The 25,986-nt window shown below is 64.4% G+C and carries 8 protein-coding genes; 3 read left to right on the top strand and 5 right to left on the bottom strand.

The window, feature by feature from the left end:
• Positions 1-4 precede the first annotated feature (4 nt).
• A complete protein-coding gene (locus tag HBN98_RS15985) occupies positions 5-2,215 on the bottom strand; it encodes an LTA synthase family protein (protein WP_083369346.1) in 2,211 nt (736 codons plus the stop codon).
• Between the two features lie 335 nt (positions 2,216-2,550).
• On the opposite strand from HBN98_RS15985, the gene HBN98_RS15990 reads away from it, so the two are divergent.
• Positions 2,551-3,045 carry a hypothetical protein gene (locus HBN98_RS15990; protein WP_064587228.1) on the top strand — a complete coding sequence of 165 codons (495 nt, stop codon included), beginning with the start codon at positions 2,551-2,553 and terminating at the stop codon, positions 3,043-3,045.
• Between the two features lie 70 nt (positions 3,046-3,115).
• On the opposite strand, the gene HBN98_RS15995 is transcribed toward HBN98_RS15990, so the two are convergent.
• From HBN98_RS15995 to HBN98_RS16010, 4 genes are all read right to left on the bottom strand, one after another.
• On the bottom strand, positions 3,116-3,595 hold the full coding sequence (locus tag HBN98_RS15995; RefSeq protein WP_083369345.1) for a copper chaperone PCu(A)C: 480 nt from the start codon (positions 3,593-3,595) through the stop codon (positions 3,116-3,118).
• Positions 3,595-4,200, bottom strand: a complete 606-nt coding sequence (locus HBN98_RS16000; protein ID WP_064587232.1) for an SCO family protein — start codon at positions 4,198-4,200, stop codon at positions 3,595-3,597. The genes HBN98_RS15995 and HBN98_RS16000 overlap by 1 nt, the downstream gene beginning before the upstream one ends.
• A gap of 156 nt (positions 4,201-4,356) precedes the next feature.
• On the bottom strand, positions 4,357-5,763 hold the full coding sequence (locus HBN98_RS16005) for an efflux transporter outer membrane subunit (protein WP_083369344.1): 1,407 nt from the start codon (positions 5,761-5,763) through the stop codon (positions 4,357-4,359).
• A 102-nt stretch (positions 5,764-5,865) separates the two neighbouring features.
• The gene (locus HBN98_RS16010) at positions 5,866-6,660 is read right to left on the bottom strand and encodes a helix-turn-helix transcriptional regulator (RefSeq protein WP_064587236.1); all 795 of its coding nucleotides are present in this window, start codon (positions 6,658-6,660) and stop codon (positions 5,866-5,868) included.
• Positions 6,661-7,147: 487 nt separating this feature from the next.
• Between HBN98_RS16010 and HBN98_RS16015 the strand changes: the two genes are divergently transcribed.
• Together HBN98_RS16015 and HBN98_RS16020 are read left to right on the top strand one after the other, a co-directional pair.
• A complete protein-coding gene (locus tag HBN98_RS16015; protein WP_083369343.1) occupies positions 7,148-13,552 on the top strand; it encodes a non-ribosomal peptide synthetase in 6,405 nt (2,134 codons plus the stop codon).
• A gap of 273 nt (positions 13,553-13,825) precedes the next feature.
• The coding region (locus HBN98_RS16020) for a non-ribosomal peptide synthetase (protein WP_169844058.1) at positions 13,826-25,986 on the top strand (12,161 nt) is incomplete at its 3' end.

A 25,986-nucleotide genomic window follows, 5' to 3' on the forward strand; every position in this document is an offset into this window, starting at 1 on the left:
GATTTCAACTCGATTGCGCAGTGTCATCATCCGGCAGCGCATCCAGCGGATCTTCCTGCCCCGGCAACTCAGTGATCACACTGAAATCCGTGACCTCGACCGCGCCCAACCCATAACCCAGCAAGTGAAACGAGAAAGCCTTGCGCTGTTGCGGGTTGTCGAAGCTGAAATCCATCTCCAGCGGTTGATCCGCCGTGGCGACCATCTCCGTCGGCAGGCCCAGTTGCACGTCCTGTTCGAACTCCTTGGCCTTGAGCTGAATGTACGCCGCCTGCTGCGGATCCACCGAACGTACGGTCAGGCGCACGCGGGTGTGCGAGCCCTTGGGCATTTCCAGGTATTGCGCGCCGATCAGGTTGTCGGCCCAGTCATCCTTGATCTGCGCCTGCAGCGGGATGACGTTGTTGCTGCCGAACTGGTAACGCTGATTGAGTGGCGTGCGCAGTAGCGAAAGGTCCAGTGCCATGGCGCGCGCCGCAATCTGTCGCGCTTGCTGGCTGCTTTCGTTGCCCTTGAAAGTGGCGCTGTCGGCGATGAAACCGGCGCTTTGGTAGTAGCGGCAACGGCGCGGCATGTCGCACTCGGAGAAAATCCCCTGGCCGTTGTGGTAGCGCAGTTTGCCGTTGGTGTAGGACATGATTTCGCGTCCGGTGTCGTAGTCGCGAAACAGCGAACGGCCGCTCAACGCCGACGGCACCGGCAAGTCGAAATAGTCGAGGATCGACGCGCTCAGATCGACATGACCGTACACCCCGGCATTCAGTTGCGGCAGTTGCTCGTGCTCCGGCGCCAGGGTCAGGTTGAAGCCCCAGGACGACGCCAGGCGCACGCCATCGATGCCGTGGGATTCGTCGGAGGTGATCACCACCAGTGTGTCTTTCAGCACGCCCTGGCGTTCGAGACCACTGAGGAACTGCTCCAGTGCATCGTCGAGATAACCGACGGCGGCCTGCTTCGGTGTGTCGTAGCGCTCCAGGTATTCTTCCGGCGCGGAGTAGGGCTGGTGCGTGCCGACGGTCAGCAGGGTGAGCATCCACGGTTGCTTCTGCTGCTTCAGCTGGCCGACGTAATCCAGCGCACCTTCGAAGAACGCCTTGTCATCCTTGCCCCACGGGAACTCCAGGTAGTTGGCGTTGCTGAACCATTCCAGACCATGGGTCGCATCGAAACCGATGTGCGGCATGATCTTGTCTTTGGCCATGAAGCGCAGACCCGCGCCTTGCAGGTAGTGGGTGCTGAAGCCGTGCTGGCGCAGTTGCGCCGGCAGGCACGCCTGATTGCGTTCGTGCTGAGTGAGCATTTCCACGCCCTTGGGCGTGCCGTTGTTGAGTTTGTCGTAATCGCCACAGAGCATGGCGTACAGGCCGCGAATGGTTTGATGAGTGTGCAGCACGTAATCCGGGGTGTTCATGCCGCGCTCGGCCCAGCGGCTGAGGTTGGGCATCAGGTCTTCCTGATAATGGCTGCCGATGGCCTCGCGGTTGGCGCGGATGTAGGCGCCGGGAATGCCTTCCAGCGCGATGATCAGCACGTTGCGCGCCTGACCCGGTGCGGCCAGCAGTTTGTGCCCGTTGAGGTCCAGATCGGTCAGCCCGGCCATCTGCGGTGCGGGTTCTTCGACGTCACCGTCCAGCCATTCCTCGGTCTGCAACTGCAGATCGGCGACTTGCGAGGCGAGCAACTGATGCGGCAGGTTGTACAGGCGCCACGGATCTTCCTCGCTCGGCCACTGGTTTTGCACGCCCCAGTGCGCGACGAACAGCAGCGCCGGCGCGGCCCACACCGCACGGGGCAGGGCAGGCGCGGTTTGGCCGCGATTGGCGAAACGGGTCAGCAGCCACAGGCTCAGCGCCGATAGCAAGGCGATCCCCAGCGCAGGATGGGCGAGGCCGCCACCAGTGGAGTTTTCCACGAACTGCGGGTCAATCAGGTAATGCAGGTCGGCAGGGTTCGGCAGTCGGCCGACGGCGCTGACCAATTCCGCCGTCGCCACCGCCAGCAGCCCCCAGAACAGCAGCAACGGCAACGCCAGCCACCACGCACGGCGATGCAGCAACACCACCAACAGGCTGCCGATCGCCAGGTCCGACAAATAACCTAGCGGCGACGACCAGCCCAATGCCGCGCGCAGGCACACCGGCACGATCAGCACCAGCAGAATCAGGGAAAACAGGCGGGCATGCGGCTGCCGCAGCCAACGAAAAAGAACGCTCACAAAAAAGACCTTCCAGCCATCAAACCGTCATAAAAGTGTGCGCGATGATACCAAGGGTGGGCTGTCTGATCGCCCTTTTAAACGCGTGGCTGCTCCGCTTCGCGCAGGCGCGGTACAAGGCTTGAAGCCGTGACTGGCGTTCATGTCAGCCCGATAGCGGCGAATAGCAGGCGAGGTTTTCAGGGCGGATTTATTGTTTCAGACTGTTTAAGGTGCGCCGTCGAGGGACCACACTGGCCGCGTTTCTGGACAGCCTAATGGCCACTCAGTAGCATTCGAGCCCAACGGACTTTCCCTTTGCACGTCGTCCGACGTGGAATGCTCAAGGAATCGACATGCGCGACACCCCTAAAGGCGAACAACGAACGGTCGTGACCTTGGTCAACGGCGAGATTCACCACGAAACCCAGATCAGTTTCAGCTCGGTGTCGGTGGTCAATGGCGAAGTTCGGGTGCACACCGCGCAAGGCAATCAAGTAGGCATCCAGGTGCCCGGAGCGGATGTCTCCCTGCGATTTGATCTGGACGCGATGCAGCAGATTCCACTGGCCCAACAGTCGCCGGTTGAAGCGGTGCCAGTCGATGACAGCCTGAAGTTTTTCACGTGGAAAAGTGTGCTGATCACCCTTGGCCTGTGGACGGTGGTCAGTTTAGTTGCAGGTTTGCTTGGGTTCTTCGCAGCGGTCGGCTATCTCGGCTATCGCTGGAGCCAAGTGCTTAAACGCAAGCAGCAGCTGGCTGAGCCTAAAGCGCAGAAACCCGCGGTTGTTTCCCGCACCGGGATGTCCAGGGAAACCGTGCGCAACGCATTGGCACGAAAGCGCTCGTGAGCGATGCGATAAAAAAACGGGGCGGTCTGATAATTCAGGCCGCCCCGTTTTTTGTTACTGCAAAGTCAGATCAATGCATCTTGCTGTGATCGTGGCCTTGCATAGTGGTCAGCGCACGCACTTGGGCTTTCACTTCAACCGTTTCTTTCTCGCCCTTGGCGTTTTCCACAGTCAGGGTCAGCGGCACGTTTTCGCCTTCCTTGAGCTGGCCGGTCAGGCCCATCAGCATCACGTGGTAGCCGTTTGGATCGAACTTGACCGCTTTGCCGGCCGGCAGGTCGACCGATTTCACCGGGCCCATGCTCATCACGTCGTTCTTCATCGACATTTCGTGGATCTGCACATCTTTGGCCACTGGCGAGGCAACGCTCAGCAGTTTGCTGTCGCTGTCGGCGGTGACAGTCATGAACGCGCCGCTGGCCATTTGGGTCGGCACGGTCGCACGCACCCAGGCGTCGTCGACCTTGGTCTGGGCCGAGACTTGAAAAGCCAGGCCCAGCAGCGACAGACCGAAAACGGCGCGTTTGATGTTGTTCAGAACGGGGTGCATCAGCAGACCTCCATAACGGTGAGCAAATCTTCCGTGCACTCTTGTGCCGAAAGCGATACAGACAGACCCACGCGCAGCTGGCCGCGCGAGTCGTAGACGTAACTGGTGGACGTGTGGGAGATGGTGTAGGTGTCGCCCGCCGGCACCTTCTCGTAGAACACGTCGAATTCCTTGGCGGTGGCCTGGGTTTCTTCCAGCGTGCCGTACAGCGCGACGAAGCTTGGGTCGAAGGCTTTGACGTAGGCGTCGAGGATCTGCGGCGTGTCGCGTTCCGGGTCCAGGGTGATGAAAATCACCTGCAGACGGTCGCCGTCCTTGCCCATCAGCTTCTTGATCTGCGCCGCGCGGGCGAGGGTGGTCGGGCACACGGCCGGGCATTGAGTGAAGCCGAAGAAAATCATCGGCATCATGCCGCGAAAGCTCGACAGCGTCATGGTTTCGCCGTCGGTGTTCTTCAGCTTGAAGGTGCGTCCGAGGATCTTGTCACTCAGATCCTTGCCGTACTTGTACGACAGTTGGCCACGAGTGTCGCAGCCGGCGAGCAGGCCCAGGCCCAGTACGCCCATTCCCGCAAGCACCTTGCGGCGAGTCAACAAAGCCGTCATCTAATACCGCCTTTTGCAGCCCGTCAGTCGGCAGGACCGGCGGGGGGTTAACCGTAAAAGCGGCGCATGATAGCAAACTGAGCCGGCGCATCGGTTTCCGATCGCCGGACAGCGTCGGATCGGGCGACAAAAGGTGTAAGAAAAAGTGACGGGTGTTTACTGAATGATCGCCTCATCAGCCCGCCAGCCACCGCCCAGCGCGGTGTACAGGTTGACCTCGGCGACCAGCTGCGCCAGTCGATCGGTGATCAAACCCTGCTGCGAACTGAACAGTGAACGTTGTGCATCGAGAAACACCAGGCTGCTGTCGACGCCGTTCTGATAACGGCGCTGCGCCAGGTTGTAGTAATCCTGTGTGGCCTGCACCAGATCACGCTGCGCCTGCAATTGCTGCTGATAGGTGCTGCGCGCCGCCAGTCCGTCGGCGACTTCCTGAAACGCGGTTTGAATCGATTTCTCGTATTCGGCGACGGCCACGTCCTTCTGCAACTTCGAGTAATCCAGACTCGCGCGCAGGCTGCCGGCATTGAAGATCGGCAGGTTGATCTGCGGCTGGAAGGTCCAGGCACCGGAGCCGGCGCCGAACAGTCCGGACAAATCGCGGCTGGAGGTGCCGGCGTTGGCGGTCAGGCTCACGCTGGGGAAAAACGCTGCCCGCGCCGCACCGATATTGGCGTTGGCCGCCTTGAGTTTGTATTCGGCCTGCAGAATGTCCGGGCGTCGTTGCAGCAGGTCCGACGGCAACCCGGCCGGCAGTTGCTGCACCAGATCGCTGGACAGCGGCTGCGCCGGCAACGTCGCGGGCACCTGCGCGCCGACCAGCAGCGTCAGGCTGTTGAGGTCCTGCGCCACCTGACGCTGATAGCGCGCCAGATTAGCCCGGGAACTGTCGACGCTGGTCCTCGCTTGCGCCTGCTCCAGCGCTGAAGACTTGCCGGCGTCGCGGTTGCGCGTGGTCAGGCGCAGGCTCTGTTCATCGGCGGCCAGGGTCTGCCGGGTCAGTTCGAGCAGCTCCTGATCGGCGCGCCAGGTCAGGTAGGCATTGGCGACGTTGGCCACCAGACTCAACTCGGCGCTGCGCCGTGCCTGTTCGGTCGCCAGCCAGGTTTGCAGCGCCTGCTCGCTGAGGCTGCGCACCCGGCCGAAGAAATCCAGTTCATAGGCACTGACGCCGAGATTCACCGCGTAGGTCGTATTGATCAGCGCTTTGCTGCGGGTCACGCTGGGTGGCATGCGCTGGCGCGATTCGCTGGCGTTGGCCGACACCGCCGGCAGCAGGTCGGCGCGCTGGATCCGGTACTGCGCCTGAAACGCCTCGACGTTCAGCGCCGCCACCCGCAGGTCGCGATTGTTCACCAGTGCGCTTTCGATCAACTGTTGCAGCGCCGGGTCGTTGAACAGCGTGCGCCAGTCTTCAGTGCGTGGTGCAGGCTGTGTCTGAGACGGGTAAACGGCACCTTGCGGATACTGCGCCGCGCTCGGTGAAGCAGGGCGCTGGTACTCGGGAATCAACGAACAACCGGCCAGCAGGATGGCCAAGGACAACAGGGACATGCGCAACATCGAACGCTCTCGTGCAAAAAAAGGCGTGCCGCTGTTGGCACGGTCGGGCCAGGGCACTGAATCCCTCAGCCCAATTGAAAATCCTGATCGATGAGGCTGGGCTCAGGCCCCGGCCATCCACCGCGCCAGACCATGCCGTCCGCTGACCCCGAGCTTGGCGGTCGCGCGCTTGAGGTAGGTCTCGACCGAGCTGCTCTTGACCCGCAGCTTCTCCGCCAATTGCGGCACGGTGCCGCCGGTCAGCAGGCCGAGGCAGACTTCTTTCTCCCGGGCCGACAGGACGATGCCGCCCAGCGCCAGACGCTCATCGAACACCTGCTGCAACGGCGCCTGTTCCAGATCGGCCAGCGGCAGGCGCGGCTGTCTGGTGATGATCTGCCGACTCAGGTGCGCGTGGCGTTCGATCAATGGCAGCAGGGTGTCGGACAGGCTTTTGAGAAACGACAGCTCGGGCAGGGAAAACACCCGTTGCGTGTGCGGTCGATAGAACGAGATGACACAACGGCGGTTGGAGGTGCGCGATACCAAATTGCACTGGTGCACGCTGTGCTGCGGATGTCGGGGCTGGAGCGAGGCTTTGAGTTGAATCAGCAGTGAATCATTCATCTCGATCATCTTCTGCAACAACGGATGATCGTCCGGGGTCTTCAACGGATCCGGTGGGGGAAAGGTCTGTGGCAGGCCGGCGCTGCCCAGCGCCTTGATCTCGACCACGCTGGCCTGACGCTCGTCCAGCGTCCATTCGCTGAGATCGACGCGGTTGACCGGCACCAGTGTGTCGACCAACTGAAACAGGTTGCTGGCGAAATGATCGTCGCCGGTGCTGGCAATCAGTTCCCCCAGTTGCCAGTAGAAATGCGGGTTTTCCATGTTGCGAATGCTGCCGGTCAGATTCATATCCTTGTCATCCCTGGTTCCGAGTCATCACCGAGTCGTCCGCTGTTTATGCAAAAGCCGCCCACGCCGTCGTTTCTCCTTGAAGCTGATCTGGGGCGGGATTTAAGCCTATGGTTTTGTCCTACGTCTGTAGGGGAAACCGGGGACACAAAGTGCCATCATTTCTGAAAGTTGGCGCCGGGCTTCTGGCGGTGTTTGGTACAGATGCCGCGCTTGGCGTGACTGTTCGGTCACTGCAAAGGCCTGAAAACCGGGGAAGTTACGTTTTTATGCGCTCGCTGCGCTGGTCGATGGCAGCGCTGGCGTGTGGCATTTTTCCTACAAGTTTTTCAGCGTTTCCTGTCCGAACTTTTACAAACTTCCGACCCGATCAAGTGCAACAGGGGCTGACAGGCCCGGGCGCGGGCCGGGTTGTCCGGGTTTCACGTGTCATGTCGGCGTCGGGGCCGATGCTTGAATAGGCGCAAAATTACATGAGAAGGACCTTATGCCGCCTATTTCTGCCTCTGCGGTGGACACCCCGTCCGCATCGCCCCCGATGTACCCCCTGACCGCTGCGCAACTGGACATCTGGCTGGATCAGCTGAGTCGCGGTGATTCGCCGTTGTACAACATCGGTGGGTATCTGGAACTGACCGGGCCGCTCGACCCGGAACGCATGCAGGCGGCGCTCGAAGGCCTGGTGGCCCGGCATGACGCGATGCGCACGATCCTGCTGCCGGGTGCGGGTGCCGATGGCTTGCCGTTACAGCGTTTTGCTCACGCATTGCCGGCACCCATGCCGATTCACGATGTGTCGGCACACGCTGATCCGGAGGCGGTTGCGCGGGCCTTGATTCAGCAGCGCATCGACCAGCCCTTTGTGCTCGATGGCGGGCCGTTGTTCCGTTTTCTGCTGATCCGCCTCGACGAACAGCGGCATTGGTTGTCGATTCTGGCCCATCACTTGATCGTCGATGGCTGGGGTTTTGGCGAGATGCTCAAGTCGCTGGACGAAATCTATAACACCCTGGCGCACGGCCAACCGGCACCGGCCTCGGCGCCGTCTTACATCGATTTCATCGAAGACAATATGCGCTATTACGCGTCGCCGCGTTATGCGCAGGACCGCGCATATTGGCTGGACAAGTACCGGCAGTTGCCCGAACCGCTGTTGCTGCCGCGGCATCATGCCGGCACGGCCACGCAGACCCAGGCGTTTGCGCAACCCTTGCCGGCGCTGCTGCACGAGCGCATGAAACAGGTAGCCCGCGAGTGTGGCGCCTCGGCGTTCCACGTGCTGCTGGCGGCGCTGCACGTGTATTTCAGCCGCACCGCGCAGCGTGACGAATGGGTGGTGGGCCTGCCGATCCTCAATCGCTCCGGTGCGCGATTCAAATCCACCCTTGGGCTGTTCGCGCAGATCAGTCCGGTTCGCATGGGGTTTGGCCGTGAACAGACATTCGGTGAGCTGATCAGGGCTATCCGCGATGAACTGAAAAAGGATTTCAGGCATCAGCGCTTCCCGTTGAGCGAGATGAACCGCGCCCTCGGCCTGCTGCGTGAGGACCGTTCGCAGCTGTTCGAGCTGACGGTGTCCTACGAGCAGGGCACGCACGATTACCGTTACGGTGAGGCGTTGGGACGGATCAACAAGGCTTCCAACCTGGAAGAGGCCACGCCGCTGGCGGTGCACCTGCTGAGCAACCTGACGCACGACGACGCGCGCCTGTACCTGATCTACCGCGAGGCGTATTTCAGCGCCGATGAAATCCAGGCCCTGGCCGAGCGCTGGCTGTTGATTCTCGAACAAGGGCTGGAGGCCATGAACCTGCCCGTGGCGGCGTTCAGCCTGAGCACGCCTGCGGAAATCGCGCGGCTGCACCAATGGAATGCGACGCGGGTGGACTACCCGAGCGTGACCACGCTCCAGCAACGTATCGAGGCGCAGGCCGCGCAACACCCGCACGCGCAGGCGGCGGTGCAGCAAGGGCAATGCCTGACGTATGCCGAGCTCAATCAGCGTGCCAACGCGCTCGCCCATCATCTGCTTGATCTCGGTGTGCGCCCGGACGAGCGGGTGGCGATCGTCGCCCGGCGTGGGCTCGACACACTGGTCGGGCTGCTGGCGATTCTCAAGGCCGGCGCCGCGTATGTGCCGCTCGACCCGGCGCATCCAGTCGAGCGCCTGAACTACCTGCTGGAGGACAGCGCGCCGCTGGCGGTGCTGACCCAGAGCGCATTGCGCGGGCATCTGCCGGCGCTGCAGGTGCCGGTGATCGAACTGGATCAGCCGACCTGGCCGGTCAGCCACATCGACACGCCCAGGGTACCCGGGCTGACCCCGGCAAACCTCGCCTACGTGATTTACACCTCCGGCTCCACCGGCCTGCCGAAAGGGGTGATGGTCGAGCACCGGACCCTGTGCAACCTGGTGGATTGGCACGCCGACGCCTTCGATCTGCATGCCGGCAGCCATACCTCGAGCCTCGCCGGGTTCGGTTTTGACGCGATGGCCTGGGAAGTCTGGCCGGCGCTGTGCGTGGGCGCGACCCTGCACCTGGCGCCCGCCAGCGATGGCAGCGAAGACATCGATGCGCTGCTCGCCTGGTGGCGTGCGCAACCGCTGGATGTCAGCTTTTTGCCAACCCCGATCGCCGAATATGCCTTCAGCCGACAGCTCGATCACCCGACCTTGCGCACCCTGCTGATCGGTGGCGATCGCCTGCGCCAGTTCCCGCGTCAGCAATCGTTCGCGGTGATCAACAACTACGGCCCGACCGAAGCCACGGTGGTGGCGACCTCCGGGCGTATCGACGCCGGGCAGGCGCTGCACATCGGCAAACCCGTGAGCAACACCGCCGTGTATCTGCTCGACGAGCAACAGCAACCGCTGCCGCCGGGTGTACCCGGCGAGTTGTACGTCGGCGGGGCCGGGGTGGCCCGCGGCTATCTGAACCGCGCCGACCTGAGCGCCGAACGCTTCCTGCGCGACCCGTTCAGCAGTGAACCCGGGGCGCGCATGTATCGCACCGGCGACCTCGCACGCTGGCGCGCCGACGGCCACCTGGAATATCTCGGTCGCAACGACGACCAGGTGAAAATCCGTGGCGTGCGCATCGAACCGGGGGAAATCGAAAGCGCACTCGCCAGCCACGCGGCGGTGCGCGAAGCCGTGGTGCTGGTGCGCGACGGGCAGTTGTTGGCCTGGTTCACCGAGCACACGCCGCTGGATATCAACCAGTTGCACGCGTACCTGAAAACCCGCCTGACCAGCGCCATGCTGCCGAGCGCCTACGTGCGTCTGCCGGCGCTGCCGCTGACCGCCAATGGCAAAGTGGACCGCAGGGCATTGCCGGTTCCCGGGCCGGACGATTTGATCCGCCGCGAATACGAAGCACCGCAAGGTGAGGTCGAAGTCGCGCTGGCGCAGATCTGGGCAGAGGTGCTGCAAGTCGAGCGGGTCGGGCGTCACGACCACTTTTTCGAACTGGGCGGGCATTCGTTGCTGGCGGTGATTCTGATCGAACGCATGCGTCAGCTCGATTTGAGCAGCGACGTGCGCGTGCTGTTCAGTCAACCGACCCTGGCGGCACTGGCCGCTTCGGTCGGCAGCGGCCGCGAAGTCGAGGTGCCGGCCAATCGCATCGCCGCCGATTGCACGCACATCACCCCGGCGATGCTGCCGCTGCTGCAACTGCAGCAGGCAGAGATCGAGCGGATCCTTGCCAGCGTCCCGGGCGGCGCGGCCAACGTGCAGGACATTTATCCGCTGGCACCGTTGCAGGAGGGCATTCTCTACCACCACATCACCGCCGCGCAGGGCGACCCGTACCTGCTGCAATCGCAGCTGGCGTTCGACAGTCTTGAGCGCGTCGAGGCCTTCGCCACAGCACTGCGCGCGGTCATGGCGCGCCACGACATTCTTCGCACGGCGGTGCTCTGGGAAGGCCTGAACACGCCGGTGCAGGTGGTGTGGCGCGACGCGCTGCTGCCGCTGCAGGAAGTCGAACTGGATCCGGCCGCCGGCCCGATCCTCGAGCAGTTGCACGCGCGCTTCAACGCCAGGGCTTATCGCCTCGACGTCAGTCAGGCACCGCTGATGCGTCTGGTGTATGCCCGTGACCCGGCGCAGGGCAGGGTGGTGGGGATTCTGCTGTTCCATCACCTGGCGATGGACCACATCGCCCTCGAAGTGATGCGCGGCGAGTTGCAGGCCAGCCTGTCGGGGCAGGTTGTGGAACTGGCGGCGCCAGTGCCGTATCGCAACTACGTGGCGCAGGCGCGGCTGGGCGTCAGCGAGCAGGAACACGAGGTTTTTTTCCGCGAACAACTGGCGGACATCGACGAGCCGACCCTGCCGTTCGGCCTGCAAGAAGTGCAGGGCGACGGGCGCGGCATCGACGAGGCGCAGCAGACGCTGCCGACCGACGTCTATCAGCGTTTGCGCCATCAGGCGCGCCAGGCCGGGGTCAGCGTCGCGAGCCTGATTCATCTGGCGTGGGCACGGGTGCTGGCGGCGACGTCCGGCCAGCAACGCGTGGTGTTCGGCACCGTGCTGATGGGGCGCATGCAAGGCGGCGAGGGCGCCGACCGGGCGTTGGGGGTGTTCATCAATACCTTGCCGCTGCGCATCGATGTCGACGCCGGAGTGCTGGACGCCGTGCGCGCCACCCACGCGCGGTTGACCGCGTTGCTCGGGCACGAACACGCTTCATTGGCGCTGGCCCAGCGTTGCAGCGGGGTGGCGTCGCCGTCACCGCTGTTCAGCGCGTTGCTCAACTACCGGCACAGTGATGAATCGGAGTTGCTGGAACCGTCCCGGCAGTCCTGGCAAGGCATCGAAACCCTGGCCAACGAGGAACGCACCAATTACCCGCTGACCATGAGCGTGGATGATTACGGCAACGGCTTGCGTGTTACCGGCCGGGCCGTGGCGCAGATCGGCGCACAGCGGATCTGTGGTTACATGCAAGCAGCGTTGAGCAGCCTGGTGCAGGCCTTGGAGCAGACGCCGCAACAGCCGTTGAACCGCCTGCCGATCCTGCAGGCCGACGAGTTGCAACGCTTGCTGATCACCTACAACGCCACCGAGGTCGATTGCCCGCTGGAGCAGCCGCTGCACGACTTGTTCGAAGCGCAGGCGCGGCGCAAACCGGACGCCGTCGCGCTACAGGCCGGTGAGCGCAGCCTGACTTATCGCGAACTCAACGAGCGCGCCAATCGCCTGGCCCATCACCTGCGCGAACTCGGTGTGCAGCCCGATGCGCGGGTGGCGATCTGTGTCGAGCGCGGGCTGGATCTGGTGATCGGTTTGCTCGGCATCCTCAAGGCGGGCGGTGCTTATGTGCCGCTGGACCCGGACTATCCGCTGGAGCGCTTGAACTACATGCTGCAGGACAGCGCGCCGGTCGCGCTGTTGGTGCATGGCGCCACGCGGCAATTGCTTGGCGAACCGGGTGTGGCGCTGATCGATCTGGACCGCAACAGCTGTGAGCACCAACCCGCGAGCGATCTGCAGGTGCCGGGCCTCAGTGCCTCGAACCTCGCTTACATGATCTACACCTCGGGTTCTACCGGGCTGCCCAAAGGCGTGATGATCGAACACCGCAGCGCCTGCAACATGGTGCACTGGGGTTCGGAGATTTCCCCACCCACCGAGCACGGTGCGCTCCTGCAAAAAGCCCCGTTCAGCTTCGACAGTTCGGTGTGGGAGATCTTCTGGCCGCTGTGCTCCGGGATGCGTCTGGTGCTGGCGCGGCCGGATGGCAACCGTGATTCGGCGTACGTGGTGCAAACCATTCGCGAGCAGCAGGTGACGGTGGTCAAGTTCGTGCCGGCGCTGCTGCAGCAGTTCATCGAGCAGGACGGTGTCGAGCAGTGCACCAGCCTGACTGACGTGCTCAACGGTGGCGGCGAACTCAGCGCCGCGCTGGCGCGCCAAGTGCGTGCGCGGCTGCCGTGGGTGCGTTTGCACAACGTCTACGGCCCGACCGAAACCACGGTCGACAGCACCGGCTGGACGCTGGAACCGCACATGAGCGTGCCGGACAACGTGGTGCCAATCGGCAAGGCGCTGAGCAACACCCGTTTGTACGTGCTCGATGCTTACGATCAACCAGTGCCACAAGGTGTCAGCGGTCAACTGCACATCGGCGGCGTAGGCGTGGCGCGGGGTTATTACGGCTTGCCCGAGATGCAGGCCGAGCGCTTCATCGACAGCCCGTTTGTAGCGGGGGATCGGCTGTACCGCACCGGTGACCTGGTGCGCTACAACAATGCCGGCGAACTGGAATTCCTTGGCCGCAACGACTTCCAGATCAAGCTGCGTGGCTTGCGTCTGGAACCGGGGGAAATCGAGGCGCGGCTGGTCGAGCATCCGGCGATCCGCGAAGCGGTGGTGATGGTTCGTGATGAGCGTCTGGTGGCCTGGTACACCGTGCGCTCCGGCGTCGACGCGCCCAGTCTGGAGACCTTGCGCGCGCATGTGCTGGAGCGACTGCCGGAGTACATGGTGCCCGGCGCGTTTGTGCAGCTCGAGGCGCTACCGCTGACGCCAAACGACAAGATCGACCGCAAGGCCCTGCCGGAACCGGGGGCGGACGCGGTGATCAACCGGCCTTATGTGGCGCCGCAAGGTGAAATCGAAACCACGCTGGCGCGGATCTGGGGTGAAGTGCTGGGCGTCGAGCAGGTCGGGCGCCACGACAACTTCTTCGAACTCGGCGGGCATTCGTTGCTGGCCGTAAACCTGGTGGCGCGCATGCGTCAGAGCGGTTTGCACACCGACGCCCGGGCACTGTTCAGCCAGCCGACGCTGGCGGCGCTGGCGCTCAGCACCACGCCAGAAGCGCAGCAAGTGGTCATCCCGCAAACCACCATCCCGAGCCTCAGTCGCAAGCGCCGGCTCTGAACGCAGACCTGTGGCGAGGGAGCTTGCTCCCGCCGGGACGCACAGCGTCCCCCGGTTCCCTGATGCAACACATCGGGGCCTGCTGCGCAGTCCAGCGGGAGCAAGCTCCCTCACCACAGGTATTCGGGTGCTCACCCGCAAGGAGGCCGGCTTGTCCCCGCTTCCCATGTCAGCCCCACAGGCCTCGATGTTTTAGTTTTTCGAAGCTGCGCGCAGCTCGCACGGACTCGCGGCTGCGCGCTCCTTTTTCTCGTATTTACAGCAGGTTATCCCATGCATTTCAGCGAACTGATGGCTGTTCTTTCCACCCATGCGATCCGCCTTCAACAGGAAGATGAAGACCTGGTCATTCTGGGCAGCGACGACGCGCTGGACGATGCGTTGTGGGATAGCCTCAGCGAACACAAGGCGCAATTGCTGGAGCTGGTCGCGGGCTACGGTGGCGATTGGCTGAGCCCGGCGTTTCGCATCACTCCGGACATGCTGCCGCTGGTGAAGCTCGATCAGCCGACCATCGATCGTCTGGTCGCCCACGTGCCGGGCGGCGCTGCCAACCTGCAGGACATTTACCCATTGGCGCCGCTGCAGGAAGGCATGCTCTACCTGCACTTGTCGGCACCCGCCGGCGACCCATACGTGTCGCAGGCGCGGTTCGCCTTCGACAGTCGCGAACGGCTGGACGCGTTCGCCGAGGCGCTGCAATGGATGATCGAACGCCACGACATCTTGCGTACGTCGTTCGTCTGGGAGCGCCTGGATGAACCGCTGCAAGTGGTGCAGCGGCAGGCTCGGCTGCATTGCACAGAAATCACCCTCGACCCGGGGGCGGATGCACTGACTCAACTGCTGGAGCGCCACGATCCTCGGTTCTTCCGCCTCGACATCCAGCAGGCGCCGCTGCTGCGTCTGGTTCACGCCGCAGACCCGGCCAACGGACGCGTGGTCGCGCTGTTGCTGTTCCATCATCTGATCATGGACCACGTTGCCCTCGACGTGGTGCGCCGCGAAACCCGTGCGCATCTGCTCGGCCAGACCGCGCAGGTCGGGCCGGCGGTGCCGTACCGCGATCACCTGGCCAAGGCCCGTCTGCGTGTGGACGAGCAGGTTCACGAACAGTTCTTCCGCGAGATGCTCGCCGACATCGATGAGCCGACCTTGCCCTGCGGTTTGCAGGATGTGCAGGGCGACGGCAAGAACATCGAAGAAACGTTGCTGATGCTCGACACCGACTTCAGTCGGCAACTGCGCGGCCAGGCGCGTCAGCTTGGGGTCAGTGTCGCGAGCCTGATGCATGTGGCACTGGCGCGGGTGCTCGGTCAGTTGTCGGGTCGCACGGCGGTGGTGTTCGGCACCGTGCTGCTGGGACGGATGGAGGCGGGTGAGGGCGGCGAACAGGCGCTGGGGATGTTCATCAACACCCTGCCGCTGCGGGTGGATGTTGGCCTGGACGGGGTACGAGCCGGGGTGCTGGCAACCCATCGACGCCTGACTGCGTTGCTCGGCCATGAACAGACCTCACTGGCACTGGCGCAGCGTTGCAGCGCGGTGGCGGTGCCGACGCCGTTGTTCAGCGCGATCCTCAACTATCGCCACAGCAGCCGAGAAGAGATCGCCGAGGTCAGCGAACTGGCGCCCGGTGTGCAGGTGCTGGGCGCCCGCGAGCGCACCAACTACCCGCTGACGATCAACATCGACGACCTCGGCGAGGACTTGCGCATCACCGCACTGGCGGATGCAGCGCTGGGCGCCGAACGCGTCGCCGGTTACCTGCACAGCGCGTTGCACAGCCTGCTGCAGGCCCTGCAATCGACACCGGAGGCGCCGCTGCAACGGCTGAACATCCTGCCCGCCGCCGAGCGTGAATACTTGCTGCACGGGGTCAATTCGCCGATGCCGCAGTTCCCTGAAACGCCGTTGATCCATCAGCAGTTCGAAGCCCACGCGCTGGCGCGTCCGGATGCAATCGCACTGATTTTCGACGAGCAGACGCTGAGCTACGGTGAACTCAACCGCCGCGCCAATCAACTGGCCCATCACCTGTTGGCGCGGGGGATTCGACCGGATCAGCGCGTGGCGATCTGCGTCGAGCGCGGCCTGCAGATGATCATCGGCCTGCTTGGCGTGCTCAAGGCCGGCGCCGGTTACGTGCCGATCGACCCGGCCTATCCACTGGAACGCATCGCCTACACCTTGCAGGACAGTGCTCCGGTGGCGGTGTTGACCCAGGCCAATACCCTCGACCGAGTGGGCGCGCTCAACGTGCCGAACATCGACCTCGACAGCCTGCAGTTGCAAAACGAATCGAGCAGCAATCCGGACATTGCGCAACTGAGACCCAACCATCTCGCCTACGTGATCTACACCTCGGGTTCCACCGGGCTACCCAAAGGCGTGATGGTCGAACACCGCAACGTGGTGCGGCTGTTCTCGGCGACCCATGACGGGTTCAACTTCAACCCGCAGGACGTGTGGGCGCTGTTCCATTCCTTCGCTTTCGACTTCTCGGTATGGGAAATCTGGGGCGCGCTGGCTTTTGGCGGCCAGTTGCTGCTGGTGCCGCAAGCGGTCAGCCGCTCGCCGGACGACTGCTACGCCTTGCTCTGCCGCAGCGGCGTGACCGTGCTCAACCAGACCCCGAGTGCCTTCCGCCAGTTGATCGCCGCGCAGGGCCGCAGCCCGTTGCAGCATTCGCTGCGCGAAGTGATTTTCGGCGGTGAAGCGCTGGAGCCGGGCCTGCTCAAACCCTGGTACGCCCGGGTCGGTAACGCCGGCACGCGGCTGGTGAACATGTATGGCATCACCGAAACCACGGTGCACGTGACCTATCGCCCACTGGCAGCGGCGGATGCGCAGCTGGTAGGGCGCAGCCCGATTGGCGTGAGCATTCCCGACCTGCAACTGTACGTACTCGACGCGCAGCGCGAACCCGTGCCGGTCGGGGTCATTGGCGAGTTGTACGTGGGCGGCGCCGGGGTTGCCCGGGGCTACCTCAACCGTGAAGCGCTGACCGCCGAACGCTTTATCGCCGACCCGTTCAGTGGCCGCGCCGAAGCGCGTTTGTACAAGACCGGCGACCTCGCACGCCGAACCGCAGACGGCAGCCTCGAATACCTGGGGCGCAACGACGATCAAGTGAAGATCCGTGGTTTCCGCATCGAACTCGGTGAAATCGAAGCCCGCCTCGCCGCCTGCGCCGGCGTGCGCGAAGCGGTGGTCATCGCCCGTGAAGACAGTCCCGGCGATCAGCGGTTGGTGGCGTACTGGCTGGCCGCGCAGGGGGGCGAGCCAAGTGCTGCGCAATTGCGCGACGAGTTGCTGCTGTCGTTGGCCGAATACATGGTGCCGAGCGCCTTTGTGCGCCTCGATGCACTGCCGCTGACCACCAACGGCAAGCTCGACCGCAAGGCCTTGCCGCAACCCGACAGCGATGCTTTCGCCCGACGCGGTTTCGAAGCCCCGGTCGGGGAGGTGGAAACGCTGATCGCCGGTATCTGGCAGACCTTGCTCGGGGTCGAGCAGGTCGGCCGACATGACAACTTCTTTGAACTGGGCGGCCATTCGCTGTTGGCGGTGAAGCTGATCGAACGCATGCGCCAGCACGATCTGCACTGCGATGTGCGCGTGCTGTTCGGCCAGCCGAGCGTGGCAGCGCTGGCGGCGACCCTGAGCAGCGCCCAGACCTTCGTGGTGCCGGACAACCTGATCGCCGCCGACTGCACGCGGATCACCCCGGATCTGTTGCCGCTGGCCGCGCTGGATCAAGCCGCCATCGACCGGGTCGTGGCGACGGTTCCCGGCGGCGTCGCCAATGTGCAGGACATCTACGCGCTGGCGCCGTTGCAGGCGGGGATTCTCTATCACCATCTGGCGACCAGTGCCGGCGATCCGTACGTGTTGCAGGCGCAATTCGCCTTCGCCGGTCTGCCACAGATCAAGGCCTTCGTCCGCGCGCTGAATGCGGTGATTGAACGCCATGACATTCTGCGCACCAGCGTGGTCTGGGAAGGTCTGGAAGATCCGGTGCAAGTGGTCTGGCGCGAAGCCCCGCTGGCGCTGGAACGCGTCGATGCCGACCTGCTGCAGGGCGACGTGCTGGAGCAGATGCAGGCGCGTTTCGATCCTCGTCATTACCGCCTCGACCTGCGCCGTGCGCCGCTGATGCGTCTGGCCTACACCGAAGACTGCGAACACCAGCGCTGGGTCGGCATTCTGTTGCTGCACCACATCGTCCTCGACCACACCGCACTTGAGGTGTTGCTGGCGGAAATGAACGACTGCCTGCAACCGAGCGGCCGCGACCTGCCGGCGCCGGTGCAGTACCGCAACTACGTGGCGCAGGCGCAACAGGCCGCCGATGCCCAGGCGCACGAAGCGTTCTTCCGCGACATGCTCGGCGACATCGACGAGCCGACCGTGGCGTTCGGTGTGCAGGACGTGAATGGCGACGGCAGCACCATCGTCGACAGCGTGCAGGATCTGGACGCCAGTGTTGCCGAGCGGCTGCGCGAACAGGCGCGCCGGCTCGGCATCAGTGCCGCGAGTCTGGTGCATCAGGCTTGGGGCCAGGTGCTGGCGCAGGTTTCGGGGCGTGACGAGGTGGTGTTCGGCACCGTGCTGCTCGGGCGCATGCAGGGCGGCGAGGGCGCCGATCGCGCACTGGGCATGTTCATCAACACCTTACCGCTGCGGGTCAGCGTTGGCGCGACCGCGGTGCAGCAGGGCGTGCGCGCCACCCATGAACGTCTGGCGCAGCTACTCGCCCATGAGCAGGCTTCATTGGCCCTGGCTCAGCGCTGCAGCGGTGTGGCCGCTTCGCTGCCGCTGTTCAGCACCTTGCTCAACTACCGCCACAGCGCAGCGGAATCGGCAGGCGTAGCGTGGGACGGGATCGAGATTCTCAGCTCCCGCGAGCGCAGCAACTATCCGCTGGTGGTCAGCGTCGACGACCTCGGCGCAGGCTTCCGTCTCAGCGTGCAAGCGTTGCCGCAGGTCGATGGGGCGCGGGTTTGTGATTACCTGCAAACCGCGCTGCACAACCTGCTGACCGCACTCGAGCACAATCCGGCCACGCCGCTGCGGCAGATCTCGGTGATGTCGCCGAGCGAACGCCAGCGGGTTCTGGTCGGTTTTAACATCACCGGTCGTGATTATCCGCACCCGCAGACCGTGCAGCGTTTGGTCGAAGCCCAAGCCGCTGCGCACCCCGAGGCCGTTGCGGCGGTGCAAGGTACGCAGCAGTTGAGCTATGGCGAACTCAATCAGCAGGCCAATCGCCTGGCGCATTACCTGATCGGCCTTGGCGTGCAGCCCGATGATCGCGTCGCCCTGTGTGCCCGGCGCAGTGCGGAGATGCTGGTCGGGTTGCTGGCGATCCTCAAGGCCGGCGCCGGTTATGTGCCGGTCGATCCAGCGTATCCGCCGGAGCGCATCGCTTACCTGCTGCAGGACTGCGCCCCGGTGGCGGTCCTGGCCCAGGCCTCGACCCGTGACCTGCTCGGTGGGGTGTCGGTCATCGATCTGGACAGCGACCTCTGGCAGCGTCAGCCCGACGCCAATCCCCAAGTGCCGACATTGACGCCGAACCATCTAGCTTATGTGATCTACACCTCCGGCTCCACCGGCCAGCCGAAAGGCGTGATGGTTGAACACGCCACTCTGGAAAACCTTGTGCACTGGCACGTTGAGGCTTTTGATTTGCACGCGGGCAGCCACACCGCAAGTGTCGCCGGCTTCGGTTTCGACGCCATGGCCTGGGAAGTGTGGCCAGCGTTGTGCGTCGGCGCGACCTTGCACTTGCCGCCGCAGTCGATCCGTAACGAGCACCTGGACGATCTGCTCGACTGGTGGTGCGCGCAGCCGTTGCAGGTGAGCTTCCTGCCGACACCGGTGGCCGAATACGCCTTCAGCCGTCAGTTGCAGCACCCGACCTTGCGCACGCTGTTGATCGGCGGCGACCGTCTGCGCCAGTTCACTCGCCAGCAAACCTTCGAGGTGATCAACAACTACGGCCCGACCGAGGCCACCGTGGTCGCCACGTCGGGGCCGGTCGAGCTGGATCAGCCGCTGCATATCGGCCGCCCGATCGCCAACGCCAAAGTCTACTTGCTGGACGCTGAGCAGCGTCCGGTGCCCGTGGGCGTGGCGGGCGAGTTGTATGTCGGCGGCGCGGGCGTGGCGCGTGGCTATCTGAATCGCCCCGAGCTGACCGCTGCACAGTTCCTCTTCGACCCGTTCAGCGACGCGCCGCAGGCACGCATGTACCGCACCGGCGATCAGGCGCGTTGGCTGGCCGACGGCAATATCGAGTACCTGGGACGCAACGATGACCAGGTCAAATTGCGTGGCGTACGTATTGAACTCGGTGAAATCGAAGCCGCGCTCGGCAGCCACGCTGCGCTGCAGGAAGCCGTGGTGCTGGTGCGCGATGGGCGGCTGATTGCGTGGTTCACCGAGCGCACCGCGGTCGATATCGAGCAATTGCGCAATCACCTGCAAGCGCGCTTGCCCGAAGCGCTGTTGCCGGCCGCCTTCGTGCGTCTGGATGCGCTGCCGCTGACCGCCAACGGCAAGATCGACCGCAAGGCCTTGCCCGAGCCGGAGCACGGGGCGTGGCTCAGCCGCGAATATGAGGCGCCACAAGGGGCGGTGGAAACCGCGCTGGCGCAGATCTGGATCGACGTGCTGAACGTCGAGCGGGTCGGGCGTCAGGATAATTTCTTCGAGCTGGGCGGGCATTCGCTGTTGGCGGTGAGCCTGATCGAGCGCATGCGCCAGATCGATCTCGCCGCCGACGTGCGTGTGTTGTTCAACCAGCCGACCCTGGCCGCCCTGGCGGCCGCCGTGGGCAGCGGTCGCGAAATCCAAGTGCCGGCCAACCGCATCCCGGCGGGCTGCACGCGTATCACCCCTGACATGCTGAGCCTGACCGAGCTGGATCATGCCAGCATCGAACGCATCGTCGCCACCGTGCCCGGTGGCGCGGCCAACGTGCAGGACATTTACCCGCTGGCGCCGTTGCAGCAAGGCATTCTGTATCACCACCTCAGCGCCGAGCAGGGCGATCCGTACCTGCTGCAATCGCGACTGGCGTTCGACAGCGTCGAGCGTCTGCGCACGTTCGGCAACGCCTTGCAGCAGGTCATTGCCCGCCACGACATCCTGCGCACCAGCGTGGTCTGGGAAGGGCTGCCGAGCCCGCACCAGGTGGTGTGGCGCGAGGCGCCGCTGGTGGTGCAGAACGTGGCGCTGGATCCGGCGCAGGGCGATGTCCTTGAACAGTTGCACGCCCGCTTCGATGCCCGTTACCACCGCCTCGACCTGAGTCAGGCGCCGCTGATGCGCATCGTCTACGCCGAAGACCCGGCGCAGCAGCGCGTGGTGGCGATCATCCTGTTCCAGCATTTGATCCTCGACCACACCGCGATGGAGGTGGTGGGCCAGGAAATGCGCGCGTTCATGTTCGATCAGGCCGACAGCCTGAGCACGCCGTCGCCGTACCGCAATTACGTGGCGCAGGCGCGGCTGGGTGCCAATGAGCAGGAGCACGAAGCGTTCTTCCGCGACATGCTCGGCGATATCGATGAGCCGACCCTGCCGTTCGGTCTGCACGACGTGCAAGGCGATGGCGGCGACATCGAAGAGGCGCAGCGAGCCGTCGATCCCGAGCTGACCCGGCGTCTGCGCGAGCAGGCCCGGCAATTGGGCGTCAGCCCGGCGAGTTTGATGCACCTGGCCTGGGCGCAGGTGGTGGGGGTGCTGGCCAACCGTCGCGACGTGGTGTTCGGCACGGTGCTGATGGGCCGCCTGCAGGGCGGCGAGGGCGCCGACCGCACGCTGGGGGTGTTCATCAATACCTTGCCGCTGCGCGTGGATGTCAGCGAAGGCGTGCGGTCGGCGGTCAAGACCACCCATGCACGGCTGACGGCGCTGCTGGCCCATGAACATGCGCCACTGGCGCTGGCCCAACGCTGCAGCGCGGTATCCGGGGCGCCGCTGTTCAGCGCCTTGCTCAACTATCGGCACAGTCCAGCCGAAGCGCAGCCGCAGGACGGTCAGGGCATCTGGGAAGGCGTGCAGTTATTGGGCGGCGAAGAGCGCAGCAACTACCCGCTGACCCTCAGCGTCGATGACTTGGGCGAAGGGTTTGCCCTGGCGGTGCTGGCGCTGGCGCAGATCGGCGCGCAGCGCATCTGCGGCTACATGCACACCGCGCTGGAGCATCTGCTGAACGCGCTGGAACAGGCGCCGCAATGTCCGCTCAACCGCTTGCCGATTCTTCCAGTCGAGGAATACCAGCGCTTGCTGGTCGGCTTCAACCCGACGACGGCGGCGTACCCGCGCGGGGCAACGATTCAAGCGCTGGTGCAAGGGCAGGCCGAGCAACAACCGCAGGCGCTGGCGGTGGTGCAAGGGGCGCAGCAGCTGACGTATGCGCAACTCAATCAGCAGGCCAATCGTCTGGCCCATCACTTGCTTGGCCTCGGCGTGCAACCGGACGACCGCATCGCTGTGTGCCTGCAACGCAGCCCGCAAATGCTCGTGGCGCTGCTGGCGATCCTCAAGGCCGGCGCCGGTTACGTGCCGGTCGATCCGGCGTACCCGGCTGAACGCATCGCCTACCTGCTGCAGGACAGCGACCCGGTGGCGGTGCTGGCGCAGGCTTCGACCCGCGAGCTGCTGGGGCGGGTGCCGGTGATCGATCTGGACCAGAACCTCTGGCAGCACCTGCCGGAGACTGATCCACAACTGCCGACGCTGACCCCGGCGCATCTGGCCTACGTGATCTACACCTCGGGTTCGACCGGCCAGCCGAAAGGCGTGATGGTCGAACACGCAACCCTGGAAAACCTCGTGCACTGGCACTGCGAGGCGTTCGACCTGCGGGCCGGCAGCCACACCGCGAGTGTCGCTGGCTTCGGTTTCGACGCAATGGCCTGGGAAGTCTGGCCGGCGCTGTGCGTTGGCGCGACCCTGCACCTGCCGCCGCAATCGATTGGCAACGAACACCTGGATGACTTGCTCGACTGGTGGCGCGCGCAACCTTTGCAGGTGAGCTTCCTGCCGACGCCGATCGCCGAATACGCCTTCAGCCGTGAGATGCAGCACCCGACGCTGCGCACGCTGCTGATCGGCGGTGATCGCCTGCGCCAGTTCCACCGCGAACAACGCTTTGCGGTGATCAACAACTATGGCCCGACCGAGGCCACGGTGGTCGCGACCTCCGGCCAGATACATGCCGGCCAGTTGTTGCACATCGGCCGGCCGATCAGCAACGCCCGGGTCTACCTGCTCGATGAACAGCAACGTCCGGTGCCTGTTGGTGTGGCGGGCGAGTTGTATGTCGGTGGCGCTGGCGTGGCCCGGGGTTATTTGAACCGCCCTGAACTCAGCGCCGAACGCTTTCTCGAAGACCCGTTCAGCGACGAACCGCAGGCGCGCATGTACCGCACCGGCGACCTCGCGCGCTGGCAGGCCGATGGCAACATCGAGTACCTGGGGCGCAACGACGATCAGGTCAAACTGCGCGGCGTGCGCGTGGAACTCGGGGAAATCGACGCCGCGCTGCTGAGTCATCCGGCGGTGCAGGACGCGGTGGTGCTGGTGCGTGACGCGCGCCTGATCGCCTGGTTCACCGCCCGTACGGCGGTCGACATCGAACAGCTGCGCCTGCACCTGCAGGCACGCTTGCCGCAGGCACTGGTGCCCGCTGCTTACGTGCGTTTGCCCGCGCTGCCACTGACCGCCAACGGCAAGCTTGACCGCAAGGCCTTGCCCGAACCGGATCAGGACGCTTGGCTCAGCCGCGAATACGCGGCGCCGCAAGGCGCGGTGGAAACCGCACTGGCGCAGGTCTGGGCCGAAGTGCTGCAGGTCGAGCAGGTCGGGCGGCACGACAACTTCTTCGAGCTGGGCGGCCATTCGCTGCTGGCGGTGACCCTGATCGAACGCATGCGTCAGCTCGGCCTGAGCACCGACGTGCGCGTGCTGTTCAGCCAGCCAACCCTCGCCGCACTGGCCGCGGCGGTGGGCAGCGGTCGCGAAGTCGAGGTGCCGGCCAACCTGATTCCGCCGGGGTGCACGCACATCACTCCAGACATGCTGACGCTGTTGCAGCTGGATCAGCAGAGCATCGAACGGGTGGTGGCTACGGTGCCGGGCGGCGCGGCCAACGTGCAGGACATTTATCCGCTGGCGCCGCTGCAGGAAGGCATTCTTTATCACCACTTGAGCGCCGCGCAGGGCGATCCGTACCTGCTGCAATCGCGTCTGGCCTTTGACAGCCTCGAACGCTTGCAGGCCTTCGCCGCCGCGCTGCGTCAGGTCATGGTCCGCCACGACATCCTGCGCAGCGGGGTGGTGTGGGAGGGCTTGGCGACGCCGGTGCAGGTGGTGTGGCGCGAGGCCGAACTGCCGGTGCAGGAAGTCGCATTCGACCCGGCGGCCGGTGACGTTCTGGCGCAGTTGTACCAGCGTTTCGATGCGCGGCATTACCGCATCGAGCTCAGTCAGGCGCCGTTGATTCGTCTGGTCTATGCGCAAGATCCGGCCAACGAGCGGGTGGTCGCGATGCTGCTGTTCCATCACATCGCCATGGACCACACGGCGCTGGCCGTGGTGCAGGCGGAAATGCAGGCGATTCTTTTCGGCCACGGTGAAGCGCCGCAGCCGGCGGTGCCGTACCGCAACTACGTGGCGCAGACGCGCCTGGGTGTCAGCGAGCAGGAGCATGAGGCGTTCTTCCGTACGATGCTCGGTGACATCGACGAGCCGACGCTGCCGTTTGGTCTGCTCGACGTTCATGGCGACGGCAGTGATATCGAAGAAGTGCGCCAAAGCGTGCCCGAGGCCTTGGCCCTGCGTTTGCGCGGCCAGGCCCGACAGTTGGGGGTGAGCGTTGCGAGCCTGTTCCACCTGGCGTGGGCGCAGGTATTGGCCGCGACATCCGGGCAGGAGCGCGTGGTGTTCGGCACCGTGTTGCTGGGCCGGATGCAGGGCGGCAGCGGTGCCGATCGCGGCCTGGGAATGTTCATCAACACCTTGCCGTTGCGCGTGGACCTGGGCGACACCCCGGTGCGTGCCGCCGTGCGTGCGACCCATGCCCAACTGACTGCGCTGCTCGGCCACGAACACGCGTCATTGGCGCTGGCTCAGCGCTGCAGCGGTGTGGCGGCGCCGGCGCCGCTGTTCAGCGCGATGCTCAATTACCGCCACAGCGTCAGCGAGGAGCAGCAGCAGGCCACGCGCCTGAGCTGGCAAGGTATCGAAAACCTCTCCAGCGAAGAGCGTACCAACTATCCGCTGAGCCTCAACGTCGACGATCTCGGCCAAGGCTTTTACCTGACGGCGATGATCCCTTCACGCCTCGGTGCGGCACGGGTGTGTGGCTACCTGCAACAGGCGTTGTCGGGGCTGGTCGAGGCACTTGAGCAGGCACCGCAGCAGGCGTTGAACCGTGTGCCGGTGTTGCCGGATGCCGAGCGCCGGCATTTGCTGTTCGGCCTCAATGCCACCGCCGTCGATTACGATCTTCAGCAGACGATTCATGGGCTGTTCGAGGCGCAGGTGCAGCGCTCGCCGCAGGCACCGGCAGTGCTGGCCGGTGAGCTGTCACTGACCTATGCCGAGCTCAATGCCCGGGCCAATCAGTTGGCGCATCACTTGCGCGGATTGGGTGTGCAGCCGGATTCGCGGGTCGGGATCTGCGTCGAGCGTGGTCTGGACATGGTGGTCGGGCTGCTGGCGATCCTCAAGGCTGGCGGCGGTTATGTGCCGCTGGACCCGGCGTATCCGCTGGAGCGTCTGGCCTACATGCTGCAAGACAGCGCACCGCTGGCGGTGCTGGTGCAGGACTCGACTCGCGCCTTGCTCGGTGAAGTGGCGTTGCCGTTGATCGATCTGGATCAGCCGCACTGGCAGTCGCTGCCGACCGATAATCTTGCGGTCGCTGAACTGACCCCGCAGCACACCGCCTACGTGATCTACACCTCCGGCTCGACCGGGCAACCGAAGGGCGTGATCAACGAACACAGCGGGGTGGTCAACCGCCTGCTGTGGATGCAGGACGCTTATCACCTGACGGCAGCCGACACGGTGCTGCAGAAAACCCCGTTCAGCTTCGACGTCTCGGTGTGGGAATTCTTCTGGCCATTGATGACCGGCGCCCGATTGGTCATGGCCCGGCCCGAGGGGCACAAGGATCCGCTGTATCTCAGCGAAATCATCGAGCGCGAGCACATCACCACGCTGCACTTTGTGCCGTCGATGCTCGATGTGTTCCTCGCCCACGCCGACACTGCACGCTGCGGCAGCCTGCGTCAGGTGATGTGCAGCGGCGAGGCCTTGCCGGGCAGCGTGGTGCGGCGCTTCAAACAGCAATTGCCGGGCAGCGCACTGCACAACCTCTACGGCCCGACCGAAGCGGCGGTGGACGTCAC

This window comes from Pseudomonas koreensis, assembly GCF_012986595.1.
In the GTDB taxonomy this organism is placed as follows: Bacteria; Pseudomonadota; Gammaproteobacteria; order Pseudomonadales; family Pseudomonadaceae; genus Aquipseudomonas; species Aquipseudomonas koreensis.

What these genes read in the sequence shown, in the direction of transcription:
- HBN98_RS16000 (WP_064587232.1), bottom strand. Translation starts at nt 4,200, where the DNA reads ATGACGGCTTTGTTGACTCGCCGCAAGGTGCTTGCGGGAATGGGCGTA.
- HBN98_RS15990 (WP_064587228.1), top strand. Translation starts at nt 2,551, where the DNA reads ATGCGCGACACCCCTAAAGGCGAACAACGAACGGTCGTGACCTTGGTC.
- HBN98_RS16010 (WP_064587236.1), bottom strand. Translation starts at nt 6,660, where the DNA reads ATGAATCTGACCGGCAGCATTCGCAACATGGAAAACCCGCATTTCTAC.
- HBN98_RS16005 (WP_083369344.1), bottom strand. Translation starts at nt 5,763, where the DNA reads ATGTTGCGCATGTCCCTGTTGTCCTTGGCCATCCTGCTGGCCGGTTGT.
- HBN98_RS15995 (WP_083369345.1), bottom strand. Translation starts at nt 3,595, where the DNA reads ATGCACCCCGTTCTGAACAACATCAAACGCGCCGTTTTCGGTCTGTCG.
- HBN98_RS16015 (WP_083369343.1), top strand. Translation starts at nt 7,148, where the DNA reads ATGCCGCCTATTTCTGCCTCTGCGGTGGACACCCCGTCCGCATCGCCC.